Source organism: Ruficoccus amylovorans (assembly GCF_014230085.1).
GTDB classification, from domain to species: domain Bacteria; phylum Verrucomicrobiota; class Verrucomicrobiia; order Opitutales; family Cerasicoccaceae; genus Ruficoccus; species Ruficoccus amylovorans.
The window spans coordinates 21,506-43,555 of the sequence record NZ_JACHVB010000025.1 but is presented as its reverse complement, the minus strand read 5'-3'; the positions used below and the strand labels follow the sequence as shown (position 1 = coordinate 43,555).

Below are 22,050 nucleotides of genomic sequence, written 5' to 3'. Positions count from 1 at the left end.
GGAGCGTGACAGAGCCGAGGGGGACGGGAAAATCCGTACGTATTGTGAGATGAATCAGATAAACAGCGCCCGGAATTTGCCGATAGAAGCAGGAATACTGACTTATGCTCGACAGTCGCTATAGAGGACTCCTGGCCCTGCACGGATGTGTTATCGTGCTGGTGTTGCCGCTGCTGTTCTATGTCCTGGCCCTGGTCGGGGTGGAGTTCGCCGGGCGGCTGGAGTATGAGTTGATCAACTGGCCCCTGTATATGACAGGCCTGGTGTCGGCCGGGGCGATTTTCTTCAACTTCTACACCCTGCTGGGGCCGTCGGTCTCAGCGCAGGACCGGGCGCGGGTCTTTCAGGTCACAAACCTCCAGATCTTCATTCTGGTGCTGATTCTGTTTGCGATCATCTTCGCGACCAAGGACAAGGCCATCTCCCGTGTGTTCATCGGCTTGTACCTGGTGTGCGCGTACCTGATCCTGTTTTCGCTGAACATGTTCCTGCCCGGCTGGCTCTCCCGCTACGTGCTGGGGGGGAAGAACACCCGCTCGTGTCTGGTGGTGGGGACGACGGCCTCGTGCTCGCGCATCGCCGGTTGGCTGCGCAGCAAGCAGTCGCTCGGGATCGAGGTGATCGGACTGCTCAACTACGGCGAAACGGAGCCGCAACAGATAGATATCCCTTTGCTGGGAGATGTCTCGCGGCTGCGGGAGACGATCCGCGAGCAGGGGGTCAACCAGATCATCCTGCTGGAGACCCGCCACTCAAAGGAGTGGGTAAAGGAGATCCTCGAAGCAGCGGAGGAGGAGGGCTGCCAGATCCTGATTTTCAACCCCTGGGCGGAATATTTCGACTACCCCCTGATCAGCGTCAAGGACGGCCCTCACACGTTCTTCACCCTGCGGGAAGAGCCGCTGGAAAGCCCGCTCAACCGCATGATCAAGCGTCTGCTCGACCTTTCCATCGCGGTGCCGGTGGTTTTTCTGGTTCTGCCGGTGATGATTCCGCTGGTGTGGTTTTTCCACCGCCGCGAGTCACCGGGACCAGTGTTTTTCAAGCAAGTCCGCCGGGGGTACAACCGACGGGAGTTTGTCCTGTACAAGTTCCGCACCATGCACGTGCGGCGCAAAGGAGACGAGGCCAGGCAGGCGACCCGGCACGACCCGCGGGTTTTCCACTTCGGGGAGTTTATGCGCCGCACGAGCCTGGACGAGTTGCCGCAGTTCATTAATGTGCTCAAGGGCGAAATGAGCGTGGTCGGCCCCCGCCCGCACTTGCCCGAGCACGACCGGATCTTCAGCCAGGACGTGAAAATCTATCCGCAGCGCCATTTCGTAAAGCCCGGCCTGACCGGCCTGGCCCAGTGTAAGGGCTTTCGGGGCGAGATCACCGACGTGGAACTGCTGCGTCAGCGGGTCCACTACGACCTGGAGTATATTAATGAGTGGTCGGTCTGGATGGACATCGAAATTATCCTGCGCACGGTGCATATGATCCTGCGCCCGCCCTCCTCGGCGTACTGACGGCTTCGCGGGGCCTGTCAAAAAAACGCTTGAAAGACAGGGGGCTTGGCGTCTTTATCAACCCAATCCCCGTCGGGGCGACCTTTAACCATCAAACCTCCCTCACCGTGGAAATTACCCAGGAAAAACAGGACTCCATCAATATTCTCAGCCTCCAGGGGCGTCTCGATGTCAGCACATCCGGCTCGCTGGACGAAAAGCTGACCTCGCTGGCCGAAGCGGGCGAAGTCAAGGTGCTGGTGGACTGCCGCGAGCTGGACTACATCAGTAGCGCGGGCCTGCGTGTGCTGCTCTCCGCCGCCAAGCAGTTCAAGAAGCAGTCGGGGTCCATCGCCCTGGCGACGCTCAACCCGAACGTCAAGCAGGTCTTCGAAATCTCCGGCTTTACCAGCATTTTCCCGATCTACGCGACCCGCGAGGAAGCCCTCCAGGCCCTCTCCTGATCCGCACAGGTCCGGGAGCGCAGCAGTAGCGAATCCCTTTATCGATCAAAGCGGCGTGTCCACGCCGCTTTTTTTATCGCTGGCTGCCGGAGCCGACTCCGGCGGCGCGGTCGCTGGCCGCGAACTCCCGTCTTGCCAAGCGGACCGGAGACGAAGATAAGTAACCCATTGTTGCGATGAAACTTAAGCTCCGGCACAAAGTCACCGGTCTGGCGCTCTTCTCGGCCTTGCTGCCGGCAATCGTGCTGGCGCTGCTCATATTCGTGCAGGAGCGCAAGAGTACGCACATCATCGGCGAGCAGCTTGACGCCATGGTCGCGGCTAATCTCGACCAGACCACCCGCGACATTTACAACCTGTGCGCCAACGCCAATGACCTCGTCCAGCTTCAGGTGGACGCAGCCCTCGGGGTGGCCGACCACCTCGTAAAGGAAGAAGGCGGCCTGCGTCTCGGAGCCGAGCTTGTACGCTGGAACGCGGTGAACCAGCTTAACGACGAGAAGCGCGGCCTCGAACTGCCCGAAATGCTCCTCGGTGAGGAATGGCTCGGCCAGAACGTCGACGCCGCCAAGCCCACCGCGCTGGTGGACGCCGTCCGGGACATGGTTGGCGGCACGGCGACGATTTTCCAGCGCATGAACGAGGAGGGCGATATGCTGCGCGTGGCCACCAATGTCCTCACGTTGGAGGGCGACCGCGCCATCGGCACTTACATCCCCGCCGTCGATCCCGACGGCACACCCAATGCGGTCGTTTCCACTGTCATGCGGGGCGACACTTACCAGGGCAGCGCCTTCGTGGTGAACAGTTGGTACCTGGCCGCCTATGAGCCGGTTTATGATTCGCGGGGCGAGGAGATCATCGGCATGCTCTACGTCGGCGTGAAGCGCGAGAGCGTGGACAGCCTGCGCCGGGCCTTGTCCTCCATCGAAGTGGGCGAAACCGGCTACGCCTGGATCATGCCCGGCCAGGATAAAATGGGTCGGGGACGTTACGAGTTCTTCCGCGACGGCGCGGCCGAGATGCAGGATATCTCCCGTGTGCGCGACATCGACGGACGCGACTACATCGAGGACATCCGCAAAAAGGCCATCCGGCTCCAGCCTGGCGAGGTCGGGACCGAAGACGTGGCTTGGCAGGACGCTTCCGGCAATGTCCGCTACAAGGAAATCCACTACGCCTACTTCAAGCCCTGGGATTGGGTGGTCGGGGTGACGGCTTTCGAGCGCGAGTTCGACCGTCCGCATCAGGAGGTGGCCCACGCCTTTACCGCGATTTTAAAGCACACCCTCATCGGGGCCATCGCTACGCTCGTTGTGGTCGGTTTGCTGGCCACCGTCCTGGGCGGCTGGATCGCCCGCCCGATCACTTACCTGACGAATATTTCCGAACTTGTGGCCGAAGGTCGCCTTGGGCAAGCCGCCTCGCAGATGGAAGAGTGCTGTCAGGTGCAGAGTGGTAATCGCCAACTCGTCCATCAACAGGACGAGACGGGTCAGCTTTTCCGGGCCATCCTCAAGATGATCCGCAACCTCAATGCCCTCGTCGGAGGAGTCCGCGACTCCAGCCGCCAACTGGCCGGGACCGCAACCGAGATGACGGATACGGCCCGGGCGCAGGAAGGCACGGTGCAGGACTTCGGCTCGTCTTCCAGCGAGATTGCCGCCGCCGTGAAGGAGATTTCCAGCACCTCGCAGGAGCTTTCCCAGACCATGAACAAGGTCTCCGAAAGCGCCCGCAACACCGCCGGGATCGCCAGCGCGGGCCGTTCACACCTGGAGGAGATGCGCGAGGGGTCGGAGGGGCTGGAGACGGCCACCCGGTCTATTACCGGGAAGCTCTCCGTCATCGCCGAGCGTGCGCAGGCCATCAACGCCGTGGTCACGACCATCGCCAAGGTGGCCGACCAGACGAACCTGCTCTCGCTCAATGCCGCCATTGAGGCCGAGAAGGCGGGCGAGTACGGGCTGGGCTTCGCGGTGGTGGCGCGTGAAATCCGCCGCCTGGCCGACCAGACCGCCGTGGCCACGCAGGACATCGAGCAGATGGTGAAGGAGATGCAGTCCTCGGTTTCCGCCGGGGTCATGGAGATGGACAAGTTCAACGAGGCCGTCCGCACCGGCATTGACAACACGGCCCAACTCAGCGGACAGATGGAGAACATCATCGAGCAGGTCGAGGCGCTTACGCCGCGCTTCGACAGTGTGCGCGAGGGTATGTCCTCGCAGGCCGTGGGGGCCTCGCAGATTTCCGAGGCCGTGGCCAACCTCAACCTCGCCGCCCACCAGACCTCCGCTTCGCTGCAAGGTTTTAAAAACACCACAGACAAGCTCAACCGCGCCGTCCAGGCCATGCAGGACGGGATCGCCCGGTTCCGCATGGACGGCGACAAGCCCGCCTCGGAGGAGGAGCCGTCATGAAGATGCGTTCGAAAATCATGCTGACGATGGTGCTCCCGGTGCTGGTCATCATGCTCTCGCTGGCCGCCTTCAACATGCTCCGGGTGCGCGACACCTTGATCGCCGGGCAGAAGCAGCTCATCGCCGAACAGCTCCAGAAAGCCGCCCTCGAAATCGAGCGTGACAACAGCGAATCGGTCTCCGTCGTGCGGACGCTCGCCCTGGCCCAGCAGAACGGCCTCTTCGGCAAGCGCGAGGAGACAATCGAGCTTTTACGTGGCGTGCTGGACGACTTTCCGGAGTTCATCGGGGCCAGTTGCGGCTACGAGCCCAACGCCGACGGACGCGACGCCGAGTATGTGCAGAACTTCAAGGACGGGGACACCTATCTCGACGCCGACGGGCGCTTCCTGGCCTATTGGTTCCGCGACCCGCAGAACAACGGTGCCTACACGCTGGAGCCGCTGGTGGACATGGAGAGCGCGCTCTACTACGCCGGGGTGAAGGAGAAGTACATCCGCGGCAGCAGCGAGACGTTCCTCGTGACCGAGCCCTACGTTTATAACCACGCCAACTTGATCGTCGAACAGATGGCCCCCATTATCATCGACGGGCGCTTCATGGGCATCTGCGGGATCGATCGGGGTCTGGACTTCCTCGACGAGTTCATCAACAAGCTCAAGCCCTACGAGTCGGCGGAGTTCTTTCTCATCAGCAGCCGGGGGCGCATCATTTCAACCACCTACGGCTCGGGCTTGCGGACCGCGCCGGTTGACCAGCTCTTTGTTCAGGAAAACCCCGGTGAAAAAGGCCGTATGCTGACCGATGTCTTCACTTTCGACGAGGGCAGCGGGATGCTCCAGTTTGACGAGGCCAAGGCCGAGCGCCTCCTCGACGGCAACGTCAGCAACACCTACCGCGACATCTTCCAGCGCTTTTCCCTCTCGCGACGCAACACCGATGTGATCGAGATCGACGACCCCCTGCGCGGTGAGCGCTCCTTCATCGCCAGCGCCTACATCCCCACCGGGGGCTGGCGCCTGGTCATGACGGTGAGCTTCAGCGAGATCATGGCGCCGACCCGCGAATCTGCCGCGCTCACCTTTGCGATGGTCGGGGTGACGGTGCTGCTGATTATTCTCATCATCTGGATCTTTGCCAATTCCTTCTCGCGTCGTATTTCGGTAGCAAACGAGTTGGCCCAGCGTGTGGCCCGGGGCGACCTCACGGCGGAAGTCGAAGTCGATACCAAGGACGAGTCCGGCCAACTGCTCCAGGCGATCAAGGATATGGTCGGCAGCCTCAACGGCCTGCTGCTCCAGGTCAAAAGCGCCACTATCCAGCTTGTCTCGACCGCCACCCGGATCACCGGCACGGCCAAGTCGCAGGAGGCGACGATTCAGGACTTCGGGGCCTCGACGACGCAGATCGCCGCTGCCGTGAGCCAGATCAGCGCAACCTCCCGCGAACTGCTCAACACGATGGAGAATGTCTCCTCCAGCTCCTCCGAGACCGCGGGCATGGCCGAGACCGGCCGCCAGCAGCTCGCCGCCATGGCCGAGGCCATGAGCCACCTGGACGGGGCCACGCAGTCGATTTCGGACAAGCTCGCGGCCATCTCCGACAAGGCCAGCAACATCACCCGCATCGTCACCGCCATCAACAAGGTTTCCGAGCAGACGAACCTGCTCTCGCTCAACGCCGCCATCGAGGCGGAAAAAGCGGGCGAGTTCGGGCTGGGCTTCGCCGTGGTGGCGCGTGAGATTCGCCGGCTGGCCAGCCAGACCGCCAAGGCCACGGTGGACATCGACCAGATGGTGAAGGAGATGCAGAGCGCCGTCTCCGCCGGAGTCATGGAGATGGACAAGTTCTCCGAGGGCGTGCGCGGCGGCGTGGGCGAGATTGACGAGCTCAGCCGCCAGCTCGACGGCATCATCAGCCGCGTACAGGAGCTTTCCCCGCGCTTCGCCGAGGTGCGGGAAGGGATGCAGTCGCAGACGCAGGGCGCGGCCCAGATCAGCGACGCGATGACGAACCTCAAGGACGGCGCGCAGCGCAGCGCCGATTCGCTGGTCGAGTTCGACAAGGCCACGCAGGCCCTGCACACGGCGGTCAACAACCTGCGGCGCGAAGTTTCCCGCTTCAAGGTAGCCGACCGCAACACCACCGGCATGACGAACATGCCCTTTCCCATGCGCCCGAAAAAATCTTCCGGCGGCTGAGGCGCACCGACCATGTTGATCATTTTGTTCCAACTCGGCCCGCGCCGCTACGGACTGGATTCGCAGCGGGTGGTGGAGATTGTGCCCGCCATGCCCGTGCGTGAGGTGCCCGGCACTCCCGCCGCGGTGAAGGGGATTTTCGAGTATCGGGGGAAAATCCTGCCCGTGATTGACCTGTGCCAGTTAACGGTCGGTCGCCCGGCGGAGATTTTTCTGAGCACCCGTTACCTTGTGGTCGAGGCCAACGGCGGGAGCGGCCAACTTGTCGCCCTGCTGGCCGAGAAAGTCACCGACACCCTGACGGTGGACGAGGCCGCGCTGCTCGACCCGGGGCTGCGCCCGCCGGAGGCCCCGCACCTGGGCCGCGTGCTCAAGGATGCCCGCGGCGAGCTTGTCCAGTGCGTCGAGGTCGAGGAACTGATCACCCCCGAGATTCGCGCCCTGCTGCGCCAGTGTAAGGAGGTCCCGGCATGACCCTGCCGCCGGATATGCTCCAGCGCCTGCGCCGCACCTACGGCTTTGACGATACTGTGCTTTCGGGGCCGGGCTGCCTCGTTGCCGCGCACCACCGCATGCGCCAGCTCGGGGTGGAGGATGAGGATGCCTACCTGGAAAAGCTGTTGGCGTCGGGGGAGGAGTTTGAGGCGTTTGTCGACGAGCTACTGGTGCCCGAGTCGTGGTTTTTTCGGGACCGCGCCCCCTTTGATTTTCTGGCCCGCTGGGTCCAGTCCGAGTGGTCCGGCCAGTCCGGCCCCGACCGCATGCTGCGCGTACTGAGCGTGCCCTGCGCCTCCGGTCCCGAGCCGTATTCGATTGCCATGACACTGATCGACTCCGGTCTGCCGGAAAGAAGTTTCCGCGTCTATGCCGGGGATGTGAGCGAGCGTAACCTCGTCCACGCCCGCCGGGGTGAGTACCGCTCGATGGCCTTCCGGGGGAAGGATGCTGAGGGCCGTCGTCACCACTTCGAGCCGCTTCCGGAGGGCGGGATGCGGGTGCGCGAGCAGGTGCGCCGTTGTGTGTCCTTCAAGCGCTGCAACCTGCTCGATCCCGGCAGCCTCGCCTTCGCCCCGTCTTTTGACGTGATTTTCTGCCGCAACGTGCTGATCTACTTCTGCGAGGATGCTCGCCGCAGCGTGGTCGGCCACATGCAGAAACTATTGGCCGACGGCGGGCTGTTTTTCGTCGGACACGCCGACGGACTGTCCGTGCTGACGGGCGAGTTTGAGCCGACCGGTCCGGCGAGCGCTTTCTGCTACCGCCGGCGGCTGAGCGTCCCGGCATCGGGTGTCGCTAAACCATGCTCCGTCCCCGCCCGCAAGACAGGCCGGGTTTCCGCATCGGGTTCCGCTTCGCGCCGGTCTTCAACTGTCGTGCCCGCTCGTTCCGCTTTAAAATCGCCCGTTCCCGCCGCGACTTCCGGGGCCGTGAACGCTTCCTCCGAAAAGGACGCTTCCGCCCTGGTCCTGCACGAGATTGCGCGACTGGCAGATCAGGGGAATCTCGCCGCCGCCCGTGAGCAGTGCCTGACGCATTTGCAGACCCATAAGCCAAGTGCCGACGCTCTCTTTTTGCTCGGGCAGATCGAGATGGCTTCATCGCGGCTGGCAGAGGCCGAGACCTGTATCCGCAAGGCCCTTTACCTGAATCCGAACCACCTGGACGCGCTGGTGCAGATGGCGCTGTTGGCCGAGCGTCGGGGCTCGGCACAGGAGGCGCAGCGCTTGAGAGCGCGCGTCCGCAAGCTGGAGGCCGCCCATGTCTGAGGAACTTTTACCGCCGCCGGAAAACCGTCAGGTCGAGAGCCTGCTTGACCGTCCGTACCCCGAGGGCTACCGCGAGGAGTGGATTGAGCGTATCAAAAACCCGCCCGAGGAGGAGACGCGCGAGACGGTGGCCCTGCTGGTTTTTCGCCTGCAGGACGAGTGGCTCGCGCTGGCCTGCCCGGTGGTTAAGGAGGTCTGCGCCGAGGCAACCGTGCACCGGATTCCCCGCCGCTCGAATGACGTGCTGCGGGGCGTCTGCAACGTGCGCGGGGAGCTTCAGTTGACGGTGGCTCTCCAGGCGCTGCTCGGGCTGCGCGACCCCAAGGCCGAGGCCGCCAGCCTCAGCCGCCGCGTTTACCGCCGGATGATCCTCATCGGCCGTGACAACAACGCCTTCGCCTTCCGGGTGGAGGAGGTTTACGGGGTGGTGCACTTCGAACTGACGCAGATGCAGGCCGTACCGGTGACGGTGGCCAAGGCTCTCGCCACTTACACGAAGGGCCTCTTCAGCCTGCGCGGCCAGCAGATCGGCTGGCTCGACGACGAACTCATCTTCCACAGCCTCAGCAACAAGATTCTCTGATCATGGCCGCCGAACCGGATTTCTCGATGCTGGATCTCTACCAACAGGAGGTGGAGACGCACGGCGCGGCGCTCAACAACGGGTTGCTGGAGCTGGAAAACGCACCCGGCGACACCGCGCTGATCAACAACCTTATGCGCGCTGCCCACTCGCTCAAGGGCGCGGCCCGCATCATCGGGCTGGAGCCGGTTTCGACTGTCGCCCACGCGCTGGAGGATGTCTTTGTCGCCGTGGGCGAGGGCAAGCTCGACTTCCCCGAAGGCTTCTTTGACCTGCTGCTTCGGACGGTGGACTTTCTTGTGGACTCGGGCGGCCCCGACGCTGCCACCATGCCCGCCTGGCTGGAAGAAAACAAACCCCGCTCCGCCGTGCTGGCCGAAGCCTTGCACGCTGTCCGCGCGGGTGGTCCGGTGCCGGATACTTGCCGGGCCGGGGGCACTTCCGCTACCGCAAAGGAATCCGCCCCGGCGAATGCAGACGAGTCGTCCGCCACCGGTGGGGCTGGTTCCGAGGCCGATGCTTCCTCCGTTGCCGGGGAGCGAGATGTCACCGTCTCCGCGCAAGTCGAGGGGCAACCCGCTTCTACCGGAAGCGTGCCCATCGCCCCCGGCGATAAAAAGTCCGTCCCCGCTGCCAAACCCGCATCGAAGTCGGCCCCGCACGGGGCTGAACAGGTCGTGCGCGTGTCGGCGGACAACCTGAACCGCCTCATGGGGTTGGCGGCGGAGACGCTGGTGGAGACGCGCCAGCTTGAGCATTTTCGCGAGACGCTCCTGCGGTTGAAGGAGTCGCAGACCGAGCTGAACGCCCGCATCGATCAGGGATGCAAGTTGCTGGAAAACGGCGAAAACCCGGCCAGCTTCAACCGCCACCTGGAGCAGATCCGGCTGGCCGCGCACGAGAATCTGCGCTCGATCCGCAACCAGTTGGAGGTTTTCGCCGCCTTTTCCCAGCGCAACACATTACTTTCGGACCGGCTCTACCGCGAGGTGCTCGAGAGCCGTATGCGGCCCTTCGGCGACGGGGTGCAGGGCTTCCCGCGCCTTATCCGGGACCTGGCCAAGACCACGGGCAAGCAGATCCGCTTTTCCATCGAGGGCAAGGAAACGCCGGTGGACCGCGACATCCTCGACCGGCTGGAGGCCCCGCTCAACCACCTCCTGCGCAACGCTTGCGACCACGGGCTCGAATTGCCCGCCGACCGCGCCGCTGCCGGTAAACCTGAGGCCGGTTCTCTGCGGCTGCTCGCCCGGCACAGCGCTGGCATGCTCATCGTGGAGGTGCGCGACGACGGGCGCGGCGTCGATGTCGAGCGCCTGCGCGCCAAGATTGTAGAAAAGGGCCTCGCCACCGAGGACATGGCCCGCAGCCTCAACCACGACGAGTTGCTGGAGTTTCTGTTTCTGCCGGGCTTTTCTACCGCCGGGCAAGTGACGGAAATCTCCGGTCGCGGAGTCGGCCTCGACGTGGTGATGACGCTCATGCAGGAGGTCGGCGGGCAGGTTCGCATCTCGACCGAGCTGGGTAAGGGAACGACGTTCCATCTCCAGTTGCCGATCACCCGCTCGGTTATCCGGGCGCTGCTGGTCGAGATAGATGGCGAGCCCTACGCCTTTCCCCTCAGCCGTATCAATCGCACGCTCCTGCTCAACATCGGCGACTTAAAGGTGCTGGAAAACCGCCAGTACTTCGACCTCGACGGGCAGAATATCGGGCTGGTGTCTTCGCGCTCGGCCCTCGGGCTGGCCGGGGCGGTCAGCATGATCGCGCGCCACATCAACGTCGTGGTCGTCAACGACCGCAACAACCTTTACGGCGTCGAGGTGGACAAGCTCACCGGCGAGACCGACCTGGTGGTGCGTCCGCTGGACCGCCGCCTGGGCAAGGTGCCCGGCGTCAGCGCCGCCTCGCTCTCGGAGGAGGGCGAGCCGATCCTGATCCTCGATGTGGAGGACCTCGTGCACTCGGTGGACAAGCTCCTGGCCGGTGGCGACAGCATGCAGTCGCGCTACAGCGAGCAGGAGGAAAAAGCCCCCGTCAAGCGCGTGCTGGTGGTGGACGACTCCATCACCGTGCGCGAGACCGAGCGCCAGCTATTGGAAAACGCCGGGTACGCCGTCGAGGTGGCGGTGGACGGGGCCGACGGCTGGAACGCCGTGCGCCTGGGCGAGTTCGACCTGGTGGTCAGTGACGTGGACATGCCACGGCTCAACGGCTACGAGTTCGTCTCCCGCATCCGGCAGGACTCCCGCCTGCAACGCCTGCCGGTCATCATCGTCTCCTACAAGGACCGCGAGGAGGACCGGCTCAAGGGGCTGGAGGCCGGGGCCGATTATTACCTGACCAAGAGCAGCTTTCAGGACGAGACCTTCATCGGCGCGATCAACGACCTGATCGGAGGGCCGCGCGAGTGAGGATCGCCATTGTTAACGATATGGCCCTCGCCATTGAGGCGCTGCGGCGAGTGGTTTCCAGCTCCGGCGAGCACGAAGTCACCTGGATGGCCCGCGACGGCGAGGAGGCCCTGCGCCGCTGCCGGGAGGATACGCCGGATTTGATTTTAATGGACCTGGTCATGCCGGTCATGGACGGGGTGGAGGCCACCCGCCGGATTATGGCCGAGTGCCCCTGCGCGATCCTGATCGTGACGGCCTCGGTCAGCACGCACGGCGAGCTTGTTTACGAGGCGATGGGCTACGGGGCTCTTGATGCCGCTGTCACTCCCACGCTGGGTCCGGCGGGCGAACTAGAGGGTGGGCGCAGCCTGCTGGACAAGATCGCCCATCTGGGCTACGCCATCGGGCACAGCCACCCGCGCAACGCGGTGGGAGCCTTGCCGCCTGTCCGGCAGGCGGATTCCGGTACCCAGCCACCACTGGTCGTGGTCGGGGCTTCGACGGGCGGCCCGCAGGCGTTGGCCGCGCTTTTGTCCGGCTTTGAGGCGGATTTTCCGGCTCCGGTCGTCATTGTGCAGCACGTGGACCCGGACTTCGCTGCCGGGCTGGCCGAGTGGCTGAATCATCGCTGCGAGTTGTCTGTCCGACTGGCGGCTAATCACGAGGTCCCCCAGGTGGGGGAAGTGCTTATCGCCGGACGCGACCAGCACTTGATGCTGCGGCCCGGCGGTTTTCTGGCCTACAGCCCCGAGCCGCACGAACTGATTAATCGCCCGTCGGTGGACGTGCTGTTTGACTCGGCGGCGCATTACTGGCTGCGCGGCGGGATCGCCGTGCTCCTGACTGGTATGGGGCGCGACGGGGCCGAGGGCATGCTTTCGCTGCGCCACAAGGGCTGGCACACCATCGCGCAAGACGAGTCCACCAGTGTGGTGTACGGTATGCCCAAGGCGGCGGTGACGCTCAAGGCCGCCTGCGAGGTGCTGCCGCTCCCGGCTATTGCCGGAGCGGTCAAGGCCCGCCTGAAACCACTGCTGGAGACATCCCAAAAGATTTAACAGGAAGAGGGGAAAGTGCGGGAGGCGATTGCTTAGCGTTCTTCCCGGCCTTCCTGTTAAATCCCCGGCATCATCAAGGCGGTTTCATTCTGCTGAGAAACGGTAGGGGAGGCCAGGGGTGTGGGGCCAGCGCGGGGCCGCATCGGTGAAGTAAATTTGCCGAGAGTGCTTGCCAGCGGGCGTTTGGGCTGTCTTGCTGGGGCGCGTGAAAATCACCGTTTTTGTCACGCCGAAGAAGAACGTTCTCGACCCTCAGGGCGCGGCCGTGGGCCATGCCATGCACAGTCTGGGCTTTACCTCCGCCGCCAACGTGCGGGTGGGCAAGACCGTGGAGTTTGAGGTGGAAGGGCAGGATACGCCGGAGTTCCGCGCCTCGCTGGACAAGCTTTGCCAGGACCTTCTGAGCAATCCCGTCATCGAGGACTTCCGCTACGAGATCGGCGCCTGAGTCGTTTTTAAGTAAAAAACAGGAGCCGCCATGAAGATCATCCGCTACGAAGACCCGCATGGCACGCGCTCTTGGGCGCAACTGGCCGAGGGCCGCTATCTGCGGCTGGAAGGGGAGTTCCCCCACTTCACGCCGACGGACGAGGAAGTTGTCCCGACCGCGTTTCTGGCTCCGGTCAATCCGCCTGCGATCTACTGCATCGGCCTTAACTATCGCGCCCACGCCGACGAGCAGGGGGCGAAGCTGCCGCCGCATCCGATCGTCTTTATGAAAGCCCCGACGGCGCTCCAGCACCCCGGCGGGCCGATCCTGCTCCCGCGCGGCCTGCGCAGCGACCAGGTGGACTTCGAGTGCGAACTGGCCGTGGTCATCGGGAAAGAGGGGAAAAACATCCCCGAAGTCGAGGCGATGGACTACGTGGCCGGCTACACCGCCGCCAACGACGTTAGCGCCCGCGACTGGCAAAAGAACGGTGGCGGCCGCCAATGGGTGCGCGGCAAGACCTTTGACACCTTCTGCCCGCTGGGACCGTGCCTGGTGACGCTGGACGAGTTCGCCGACCCGCACGCGGTCGGCCTGCGCACCTTTGTCAACGGCGAGAAACTTCAGGACTCGAACACCTCGGACCTGATTTTTTCCGTGCCGCAGTTGATCGCCTTTCTCAGCGGCAGCACCACGCTCCTGCCCGGCACGGTCATTCTCACCGGCACGCCCTCGGGCGTCGGTCTGGCCCGCGAACCGGCCCGCTGGCTCGCCCCCGGCGACGAGGTCACCATCGAGATCGACGGCATCGGTCGCCTGACCAACCCCGTCCTCGAAGAGTCTGTTTAAGCGCCGCTTGCTCGGTCACGGCAACGGGCTTACCGCTCTTGTGCGTGATTGTGATGAAAACGGGCTGGAGGAGGTACCTCTTTCCTTACTTCCCGGCCTTCCTGTTCATTCTTGGAGCGGTGTAAAACCGGGCGTGAGGCGGTATAAACCGCAGGCCCTGCCGTCCGCTCAGCTTTCCTGTTTGGCCCAGGAGTCGCGGAGGGTGACGGTGCGGTTGAAGATCGGGCGCTCGCCGGGGACGTGGTCCAGGCTGTCGGGGGTGAAGTACCCGAGCCGCTCGAACTGGAAGTGCGCGCCGGGCTCGGAGGTGGCCAGCGCCGGTTCGACAAAGGCCGTGATCGTCTGGAGCGAGTCCGGGTTCACAAAGTCCGTAAAGGGGCGATCCTTGTCGGCCTCGGGCTTTTCCACCAAAAAGAGCCGGTCGAAGAGCCGGACCTCGGCCTGGGCGGCGTGTTCGGCGCTGACCCAGTGGATGACGCCCTTGACCTTGCGGTCCTCGGGGTTCTTGTCGAGGGTGTCCAGATCGGCGGTGCAGAGGATGCGGGTGATGTTGCCCCTGGCGTCCTTTTCCACCGACTCGGCCTTGATGATGTAGGCGTAGCGCAGGCGGACTTCGCCCCCGGGTTTCAGGCGGAAATACTTGCGGTTGGCCTCCTCGCGGAAGTCCTCCCGCTCGATGTAGAGGCGGCCGCTGAAGGGCACCTTGCGCGTCCCGGCGGATTCGTCCTCGGGGTTGTTGACCGCGTCCACCTCGATGGTCTGGCCGACGGGCCAGTTGGTGATGACGACCTCGACCGGATCGAGCACGGCCATGCGGCGGGCGGCACTGCGGTTGAGTTCGTCGCGTACGGCGTGCTCCAGCAGGGCGATGTCGCTGGTGGAGTTGAACTTGGTCAGCCCGACCTTGTCGATAAAGGCGCGCACGGCGGGCGCGGGGATGCCCCGGCGGCGCATGCCGGAGAGGGTGGGCATGCGCGGGTCGTCCCAGCCAGTGACGTGGCCTTCCTCGACCAGCGTGCGCAGCTTGCGCTTGCTCACGACGGTGTAGTTGAGGTTGAGCCGGGCGAACTCGGTCTGTTTGGAGGGGAAAATGTCGAGCTTTTCGATGAACCAGTCGTAGAGCGGGCGGTGGTCCTCGAACTCCAGCGAGCACAGCGAGTGGGTGATCTTTTCGATGGAGTCGCTCTGCCCGTGCGTGAAGTCGTAGCTGGGGTAGATGCACCACTTGTCGCCGGTGCGGTGGTGGTGCATGCGCTTGATGCGGTACATGACCGGGTCGCGCAGGTTCATGTTGGGGGCGGCCATGTCGATCTTGGCACGCAGGACCATGGTCCCGTCGTCGAACTCGCCCGCCCGCATCCGGGCGAACAGGTCGAGACTCTCCTCGGCGGGACGGTCGCGGTAAGGGCTGTTGACGCCGGGCTCGGTCAGGGTGCCGCGGTTCTGGCGGATGTCGTCGGGGCTCTGCTCGTCCACGTAGGCGAGGCCCTTTTTGATCAAATCCCCGGCCCAGGTGTAGAGCTGCTCAAAGTAGTCGCTGGCGTAGCACTCCTGGTCCCACTCGAAGCCGAGCCAGCGGATGTCGGTCTTGATCGCGTTGACAAACTCCTGGCTCTCCTTCTCGGGGTTGGTGTCGTCGAAGCGCAGGTTGCACTTGCCGCCGAACTCCTCGGCGATGCCGAAGTTCAGGCACACGGCCTTGGCGTGGCCGATTTGCAGGTAGCCGTTGGGTTCCGGGGGGAAGCGCGTGTGTACGCGCCCACCGTGTTTGCCCGCCGCGACATCTTCGGCGATCATCTGGCGGATAAAGTCCTTCGGCTTGTCGGTCGCTTCGCTCATGGTGAATCTTTCATGGAGACCGAAAGCGCGGTGCTTGTCCAACCCATTCCGCCGCTGCCGGGCAAATCCCCCGTGCGGATTATCGGGCAAGCCCGTTCAAGTCGCGTTTGACTCAGAGCCTGATCCGTGCACGCTCGGGGTCCGAACTTTCCGCTACGCAACACGATGACTGACGACTCTCATGCACCGGCTCGCCGGTCAGGTATCTTTCGCGAAGAATTCTCCCTCTGGGTCGGTCTGGCCAGTACCGTGATCCTGATGACGGTGGGAGCCCCCTGGGTAAAAAACGTGGAAAGCCCGCTGCTTTACGGGCTGCTTTTCGCCTGGGTCTTCGGGGCCATGCTCTGGCTGGCCTTCGGGGTGGTCAAGCATGCCGACTGCCTGGCGGTCAAACTCGGCGAGCCCTATGGCACGCTCATCCTGACGCTCTCGGTCATCAGTATCGAGGTGGTCATGATCACGGCGGTCATGCTCACAGGCGGGGAAAACCCGGCGCTGGCGCGGGATACGATGTTCTCTGTGCTCATGATCGTGCTCAACGGCATGCTCGGGGTCACACTGCTGGCCGGAGGCTGGAAGCACCGTGAGCAGACCTACAACCTCCAGGGCGCGAACGCCTATCTGGCCGTCATCATCCCGCTGGCTGGGTTGGGGCTGGTTCTGCCGCGCTTCACCGACTCGGCGCCGGGCGGAGTGCCGTCGCGGCCGATGGAGGTATTCCTGGCCGTGGCGTCCATCGTGCTGTACGCGATTTTCCTGCTCATGCAGAGCGGGCGTCACCGGAACTTTTTCCAGCAACCGGTCGAGACCGATACTCCCGGCGGCCATGATGACCACGGCGACCTGATTATCCGCTCGACGGCTTTCCATGCGGTTTTCCTGTTCCTGTGCATGTTGCCCATCGTACTCCTGTCCAAGAAGATGGCCTATCTGGTCGATCACGGGATGAGTGCGCTGCACGCGCCGCAGGCACTTGGAGGCTTTCTGGTGGCCATCCTCGTACTCTCGCCGGAGGGGCTGGGCGCGTTCCGGGCGGCAGTTGCGAACCGGCTCCAGCGCACGGTCAACATCGCTCTGGGGTCGGCGCTGGCGACCATCGGCCTGACCATCCCGGCGGTACTGATCGTCAGCCTGGTCACGGGCAAGACGCTCGAGTTGGGCCTGGAGCCAACTGAAATCGTCCTGCTGGGGCTTTCCATCGGTGTGTGCGTGGTGAACTTCGCCAGCACCCGGACGAATCTCATCCAGGGGGCGGTTCACCTCGTGCTCTTTCTGGCCTACCTGGTCCTGATTTTCGACTGATGAATGGGAGAAGGGAATAGGCTTGGGCAAATGCTTTTCCGATGAAATACGCCCGGTGCTTGTGTCGGTAACGATAGCGCGTACCCTGTCGGGAAAATGGCAGAACCATACCCAGATCCCGCCGGGCAGGCGGTCCGCGTGACAGCGGCGCGCCGGGCCGGGCTGATGCTGGAGTTCGCGCTCTTGTGCGTGGCCTTGCCGACGCTGATTATCGTTGGGCGGCTGGCGGGGGAGATGATCCTGTTCCTGTGGGCGGCGTGCCTGTACTGCGGGATCGTTTACCGGCTGCGGTATTTCCGGGGATGGGGTGATGTCTGGCGCTGGCGCGAGGTCAACACCCGCAACCTCTCACTCATTCTGCCGCGCTTCGTGCTGGTGGCTGCGGCGATGGCGGCGTTTCTGTATTTCTACGATCCGGACCGAATGCTGCAACTGCCCCGGGAGAAGTTCGGGTTCATGCTGTTGCTGTTTGTCCTGTATCCGTTGCTCTCGGCGCTGCCGCAGGAGTTTATTTTCTGCACGTTTTTCTTCCGGCGCTACCGGACGTTTTTTCCGGCGAGATGGGCGATGGTCACGGCGAGCGCGGTCGTTTTCGCCTACGCGCACGTGCTCTTTATCAATCCCGTGGCCCCGGCCCTGAGCTTGATTGGTGGGCTGATCTTTGCCAGCACCTATGCGCGGACGCGCTCGCTCGCCCTGGTGACACTGGAGCATGCGCTTTACGGAAACTTCCTCTTTTTCATCGGGCTGGGCTGGTACTTTTACGGCGGAGCGGTACCGCGAGGATAGTTCTGGATTTTCTTGATCGCTTTTAGGGCGAAATGCTGGCTTTGGGTCGGTAAGACTCTATGCCGGTAACAAAGGAGGCCGGAGGTGAATCTCGAAAATGCTTCTTTAGCTGGCTGCGGACGAACACGGATCAGCCCGGTCCTGGGATAGGTAATATTATGTAGTCTTATTCGTGGGGTATTGACTGGATGCTTGTGGACATATTGTGGATTGACGGGGTTTGCTTGCCAGATCAGGCTCTATCTATAGAAGTGAAAACGGCTTACATCATTGAAGACGAGGCCCTGCTGCGGGAATTAGTGCAGACATTCATATCTTCTTTCACGCAGATGGAGATCGTCGGGAGCTGTGGCGACGGAGCAGTCGCCATGCGCGAGATCAATGAGAAAAAACCGGACCTGATCCTGGCTGACATCCGTGTGCCGGCCATCTCGGGGTTGGAGGCGCTCTATCTGATCAAGCGTGAGCATCCCGCCTCGAAAGTCATTCTCTTCACGGGAGCGGCTACCCCGGAAAATGTCCGTATCGCCCGTGACGGCCAAGTGGACGGCTTTATCGAAAAAGGGGAGGGGCTGGAGGAATTTCAGCGCGCCATTGAGGCACTCTCTCGCGATGAGTGTTACTTCAGCGAGCATGTCCGCGCGATTCTAGCCCGGATTGGCGACGGGGATTGAGCGTTCGGGTGGAGTGTGGAGAGAAAAAGGCGGTTGACCCGTGCGAAGTCAGCCCCTAATGCCTTCCTCTTTTATGCGGCGTGCTGACGCCGGGATTTTTACCTGATCATGGCTGAAGAACGGGATATCAACAACCTCATCACTGTCAGTGGCGGTGACGATGCTCAACGCGCGGCCGCCTTCGCGGCGCTGGAAAAGCTCGCGCAGGACAACTGGAACTTCGTTCGGACTGAAAATGGCCGGGTGAATTTCAACACCGACTGGGAGCCGCCCTTCAAGGAGCTGAAGGCCCTTTCCAAGGAGCACCCCGGCGTGGAGTTCAACCTGCTGGCCGACGCCTACACCAACCGGCACTGGATCTGCAAGGCCACCATAGCCGAGGGCAAGAGCAACGAGGAGGCGATTTCGTTGGTGGACGACGATTTCGACGCGGTTTTCAATGAAATCTACGGCTGCTCCTATGAACAGTGGGAGAAGCAGCCCTGCGAGCCCTTCGTGAAGCTTTTCGCTTCCTGAGGTCAGCAACGCCGATTTCTTGGCGGTTTCCGCCCGTGTGCGCCTCCGCCCTGCGGGAGCGGATAACGGTTTTTGGCCAAGCTTGTTGCGCAAGCTTGCTTTTTCGGGGGTATCCTGTAAGCAGGAAGTCTTATGCCCGTCGTTGATAAACCTCTTCACGAACTTGTAAACTGCACCAGCACGAACCCGTGTCCGGCCGATTTTGACAGCTTCTGGGCCAAGGGGCTGTCCGAGTTGGACGCGATCGACCCGCAAGTGACTTTCCGCGAGGTGGACTTCCCGGTCAGCTACGCGACCTGCCAGTCGATGCACTTCACCGGTCCCGGCGGCGCCCGTGTTCACGCCCGGGTGGTGACTCCGAAGCAGTTGCCCGAGGAGCCGGCTCCGGCCCTGCTCTTTTTCCACGGATACTCAGGGGCGGCCCCGGACTGGGTGGCCATGCTGCCCTACGTGGCGGCGGGATTCACCGTGGCCGGACTGGATTGCCGGGGGCAGGGTGGACTCTCCGACGATATCATCCCGACTCGCGGCAACACCCTCCACGGGCACATAATCAAGGGCCTTGATGATGAACCGGAAAAGCTCTACTACCGCAATGTCTTCCTTGATACAGCCCTGCTGGCCCGGATCGTGATGGGCTTTGAGTGGGTGGACGAGACCCGCGTCGGCTCCTGCGGAGGCAGCCAGGGAGGCGCGTTGGCGTTGGCCTGTGCCGCTCTGGAACCCCGGATCAAGCGCGCCTTTTCCAAGTTCCCCTTCCTGTGCGACTACAAGCGCGTCTGGGAAATGGGGCTCGACCAGCGCGCCTACACCGGCCTGCGGGACTACTTCCGCCGCTTCGACCCGCGCCACCTGCGCGAGGAAGCGATCTTCGAAAAGCTCGGCTACATCGACATCACCCACCTGGCCCCCCGCATCAAGGGCGAGGTGCTTATGGCCATTTCCCAGAGCGACGAAATCTGCCCGCCCTCGACGCAGTTCGCCGCCTACAACGCCATCGGCGCGGAAAAATCCTACCTGCTCTACCCGGACTTCGGCCACGAAAACCTGCCCGGCTCGGAGGAGGAGATGTTCCAGTTCATGATGGGGCTGTAACCGGCTCCCATCCGTTTTTCAATCACACCGGGCAGGGATATCCCTGCCCGCGAAGTCACGCGAAGAGCCGCGAAGTGAGGGAGGGTGAAAATCCCTTCGCCTCGCTTCGCGGATGCTTATCCTCGGCCCCGCGCATGCAGGCATAATCGTATGAAAAAGGCCCCCAAGCGACTGCTGGTTCTGGTGCTTCTTGCGATTGCCCTGGGACTGCTTGGACCTTACCTGCTGGTTATTGGCGGTATGGTTGCCGGGCGGCTCTACGGATGGGTGAATGAGAAAGTGTACACGGATAAGGCGGTCTTTTCATCGGAAGCGTGGAAGGACGGGAACCGGAAAACCCGGTTTACTTACGTCGATGCGCTGCTGGCTGAAGATGTCTTGAAAGATAAAAGCCAGGCCGAGGTCAGGCTTATGCTTGGAGAACCGGACCGGATTGCAAAAGACGGCATCTGGCTCTACGAAACGAAAAGGCCGGGGTGGCGGTTTATTGATTTCTCCGGCGGGGGCGTGGCGGTCGAATTTGACGACCATCAGCATGTCAAGACCGTGACCGATACGCGATGGGTTGATTAATACCACCTAGGTCGTTGCCGGACCCGATTATATCTTCAGTGCGTGGCGTATCTGCGCGACGATAGCTTCGGGGCTTTGCCCGATGTCCACGCTGAGGGCTTCTGCGGGCGGCTCCAGCGCCTCGAACTGGCTGCGCAGCAGACTCTCGGGCATGAAGTGTCCCCGGCGCTCCCGCAGGCGCTGGGCGATCTGCTCGAAGCTCCCGGTCAGGTAGACAAACCGTACCCGGGGATCGCCTGCCGGGGCCAGAATCTCGCGGTAGCTGGCTTTGAGCGCGGAACACGCGAGAATGACCGGCGGCGGGGTGATGGCGGGGGCGCAGCCCTCCGAAGCGCCGGCCTCCGCGCTGCCTGTTTTTGAGGCCTCGGTCTGGAACCCGGATCCACTCCTTGCCCCGTTCCTCCTGTCTTCGCGCTCCTCGATCAGTGCGCGCAGCCGCCGCAGCCAGGGTAAGCGGTCGGCGTCGTCGAGGGGGAGGCCCGCCCGCATTTTGGCGACGTTGGCAGCGGGGTGGGAGTCGTCTCCATCGAAAAACTCCCCGCCGATGGCTGTCGCCAGTTTTTGCCCGATCAGGGTTTTGCCCGCGCCGGAGACGCCCATCAGCACCACGCACATGACAAATTTCTTCAAACCGCGTGGATGCGCCAGATGTAGTAGCGTCCGAAGCTCTTGATGTGGGCGGTGGCGTCGTCCTTGGAATACTCGGGGCCGATGCCGGGGACGGATTTGTCCACGTAGAGTTGGCCACCGGGGCAGACGCTGCTGAGGCGGCTGGCGATGTTGACGGGGCGACCGATGTAGTCGCCGACTTCGGGCAGGCGGCTGGCCAGGCCAAAAGAGATGCCGACGGCGACCTCCTCGGGCGCCCCGTGCGTGAACTGCGGGCTGCGGCGCACGACTTGCCAGCGGTTGTGGATATCGAGCGAGCCGGAGAGGCAGGTCTCGATGGCGACTTCGCGGTCCTCGGCCGTGGTTTCCCAGAGCGCGAGCACGCCGTCGCCGAGGAATTTGAGCAGGTCGGGCGGGTACTTGATGTAGCCGTGGCGCACGGCCTGGTAAAAGGAGTGCATGAGCCCGCAGGTGTAGGGGGACTCGATGGTGGGCTTTTCGCAGAATTGGGAAAAGCCGCGCAGGTCGATGATCGAGGCGAGCACTTCGCAGGGCTTGCCGAATTTGACCGTGGGGTGGAGCTGCTCTTCGAGGTCGTATTTATCGTAAAGCAGGCTCTCGAACTGGTAGAGCAGGAGCTTGGAAAGGCTGGGGGTCGAGATGGTGAGGCCGCCGGGGTCGCTGTCCACCGGTACGGGGCGGTAAACGGCGCGGGCGTGCCCCTCGCGGGTGTTCGGCCCCTCGAACTCGGCCTCCATCAGCAGGAGGTCCTGGGGCTGGCGGTGGAGCCGGTCGAGAATCCGGGCCACGTCGTACTCGTGGTCGGCCAAGGTGGACTCGGAGCCCTCGATGGTGTAGCGGATGCGCGTGAGCCCGGGGTGGATGCGCATGAAGGTGCCGCAAATGTCCCAGAAATCGGCAAAGTCGATTCTGGGGATGGGATAGTGTCGCGTAACGGCTTGTCCCGCTTGCATAAGCCCTTAACCTAGCGGCCCT

At 63.1% G+C, this 22,050-nt stretch carries 20 protein-coding genes; 17 read left to right on the top strand and 3 right to left on the bottom strand.

Going from position 1 to position 22,050, the window contains the following annotated elements; genetic code table 11:
- The first annotated feature begins 104 nt into the window (after nucleotides 1–104).
- The 11 genes from H5P28_RS09705 (at nucleotide 105) to H5P28_RS09655 (ending at nucleotide 13,657) form a co-directional block, all read left to right on the top strand.
- Complete coding sequence (locus H5P28_RS09705; RefSeq protein WP_185675513.1) at nucleotides 105–1,511, top strand: exopolysaccharide biosynthesis polyprenyl glycosylphosphotransferase; 1,407 nt, start codon at nucleotides 105–107, stop codon at nucleotides 1,509–1,511.
- A 107-nt stretch (nucleotides 1,512–1,618) separates the two neighbouring features.
- Nucleotides 1,619–1,954 (top strand): anti-sigma factor antagonist, encoded by a 336-nt coding sequence (locus tag H5P28_RS09700; protein ID WP_185675512.1) that lies wholly within the window; start codon nucleotides 1,619–1,621, stop codon nucleotides 1,952–1,954.
- 176 nt (nucleotides 1,955–2,130) lie between these two features.
- Nucleotides 2,131–4,374, top strand: a complete 2,244-nt coding sequence (locus H5P28_RS09695; protein WP_185675511.1) for a methyl-accepting chemotaxis protein — start codon at nucleotides 2,131–2,133, stop codon at nucleotides 4,372–4,374.
- The gene (locus H5P28_RS09690) at nucleotides 4,371–6,575 is read left to right on the top strand and encodes a methyl-accepting chemotaxis protein (RefSeq protein ID WP_185675510.1); all 2,205 of its coding nucleotides are present in this window, start codon (nucleotides 4,371–4,373) and stop codon (nucleotides 6,573–6,575) included. The genes H5P28_RS09695 and H5P28_RS09690 overlap by 4 nt, the downstream gene beginning before the upstream one ends.
- Nucleotides 6,576–6,587: 12 nt before the next feature.
- Nucleotides 6,588–7,049: a chemotaxis protein CheW gene (locus tag H5P28_RS09685; protein ID WP_185675509.1), complete on the top strand. Its 462-nt coding sequence runs from the start codon at nucleotides 6,588–6,590 to the stop codon at nucleotides 7,047–7,049.
- Nucleotides 7,046–8,341, top strand: coding sequence for a CheR family methyltransferase (locus H5P28_RS09680; protein ID WP_185675508.1), 1,296 nt, complete (start codon nucleotides 7,046–7,048; stop codon nucleotides 8,339–8,341). Before H5P28_RS09685 ends, H5P28_RS09680 begins: the two co-directional genes overlap by 4 nt.
- Nucleotides 8,334–8,924 carry a chemotaxis protein CheW gene (locus H5P28_RS09675; RefSeq protein ID WP_185675507.1) on the top strand — a complete coding sequence of 197 codons (591 nt, stop codon included), beginning with the start codon at nucleotides 8,334–8,336 and terminating at the stop codon, nucleotides 8,922–8,924. Before H5P28_RS09680 ends, H5P28_RS09675 begins: the two co-directional genes overlap by 8 nt.
- Before the next feature lie 2 nt (nucleotides 8,925–8,926).
- Nucleotides 8,927–11,338, top strand: coding sequence for a hybrid sensor histidine kinase/response regulator (locus H5P28_RS09670; protein WP_185675506.1), 2,412 nt, complete (start codon nucleotides 8,927–8,929; stop codon nucleotides 11,336–11,338).
- Nucleotides 11,335–12,378, top strand: a complete 1,044-nt coding sequence (gene cheB, locus H5P28_RS09665; protein WP_185675505.1) for a chemotaxis-specific protein-glutamate methyltransferase CheB — start codon at nucleotides 11,335–11,337, stop codon at nucleotides 12,376–12,378. The genes H5P28_RS09670 and cheB overlap by 4 nt, the downstream gene beginning before the upstream one ends.
- A 205-nt stretch (nucleotides 12,379–12,583) precedes the next feature.
- A complete protein-coding gene (purS, locus tag H5P28_RS09660) occupies nucleotides 12,584–12,826 on the top strand; it encodes a phosphoribosylformylglycinamidine synthase subunit PurS (protein WP_185675504.1) in 243 nt (80 codons plus the stop codon).
- A gap of 30 nt (nucleotides 12,827–12,856) precedes the next feature.
- Complete coding sequence (locus H5P28_RS09655; protein ID WP_185675503.1) at nucleotides 12,857–13,657, top strand: fumarylacetoacetate hydrolase family protein; 801 nt, start codon at nucleotides 12,857–12,859, stop codon at nucleotides 13,655–13,657.
- 168 nt (nucleotides 13,658–13,825) lie between these two features.
- Here H5P28_RS09655 and H5P28_RS09650 read toward each other — a convergent pair whose 3' ends face one another.
- Nucleotides 13,826–15,496: a glutamine--tRNA ligase/YqeY domain fusion protein gene (locus H5P28_RS09650; protein ID WP_185675502.1), complete on the bottom strand. Its 1,671-nt coding sequence runs from the start codon at nucleotides 15,494–15,496 to the stop codon at nucleotides 13,826–13,828.
- Between the two features lie 165 nt (nucleotides 15,497–15,661).
- Here H5P28_RS09650 and H5P28_RS09645 point away from each other — a divergent pair, with 165 nt between their 5' ends.
- The 6 genes from H5P28_RS09645 to H5P28_RS09620 all read left to right on the top strand — a co-directional run bounded on the left by H5P28_RS09645 (nucleotide 15,662) and on the right by H5P28_RS09620 (nucleotide 20,445).
- A complete protein-coding gene (locus H5P28_RS09645; RefSeq protein WP_185675501.1) occupies nucleotides 15,662–16,798 on the top strand; it encodes a calcium:cation antiporter in 1,137 nt (378 codons plus the stop codon).
- 96 nt (nucleotides 16,799–16,894) lie between these two features.
- A complete protein-coding gene (locus tag H5P28_RS09640) occupies nucleotides 16,895–17,587 on the top strand; it encodes a CPBP family glutamic-type intramembrane protease (protein ID WP_185675500.1) in 693 nt (230 codons plus the stop codon).
- A 251-nt stretch (nucleotides 17,588–17,838) separates the two neighbouring features.
- Nucleotides 17,839–18,261 (top strand): response regulator, encoded by a 423-nt coding sequence (locus H5P28_RS09635; RefSeq protein WP_185675499.1) that lies wholly within the window; start codon nucleotides 17,839–17,841, stop codon nucleotides 18,259–18,261.
- 108 nt (nucleotides 18,262–18,369) lie between these two features.
- Nucleotides 18,370–18,777 carry a DUF1281 family ferredoxin-like fold protein gene (locus H5P28_RS09630; RefSeq protein WP_185675498.1) on the top strand — a complete coding sequence of 136 codons (408 nt, stop codon included), beginning with the start codon at nucleotides 18,370–18,372 and terminating at the stop codon, nucleotides 18,775–18,777.
- Between the two features lie 132 nt (nucleotides 18,778–18,909).
- Nucleotides 18,910–19,872 carry an acetylxylan esterase gene (locus H5P28_RS09625; protein ID WP_185675497.1) on the top strand — a complete coding sequence of 321 codons (963 nt, stop codon included), beginning with the start codon at nucleotides 18,910–18,912 and terminating at the stop codon, nucleotides 19,870–19,872.
- 150 nt (nucleotides 19,873–20,022) lie between these two features.
- Nucleotides 20,023–20,445, top strand: coding sequence for a hypothetical protein (locus H5P28_RS09620; protein ID WP_185675496.1), 423 nt, complete (start codon nucleotides 20,023–20,025; stop codon nucleotides 20,443–20,445).
- A gap of 27 nt (nucleotides 20,446–20,472) precedes the next feature.
- Here the strand turns inward: H5P28_RS09620 and H5P28_RS09615 are convergent, their stop codons facing one another.
- Together H5P28_RS09615 and H5P28_RS09610 are read right to left on the bottom strand one after the other, a co-directional pair.
- Entirely contained in the window at nucleotides 20,473–21,075 is a 603-nt protein-coding gene (locus tag H5P28_RS09615; RefSeq protein ID WP_221773396.1) for a gluconokinase, read from the bottom strand.
- On the bottom strand, nucleotides 21,072–22,028 hold the full coding sequence (locus tag H5P28_RS09610) for an adenylate/guanylate cyclase domain-containing protein (protein ID WP_185675495.1): 957 nt from the start codon (nucleotides 22,026–22,028) through the stop codon (nucleotides 21,072–21,074). The genes H5P28_RS09615 and H5P28_RS09610 overlap by 4 nt, the downstream gene beginning before the upstream one ends.
- Nucleotides 22,029–22,050 lie beyond the last annotated feature (22 nt).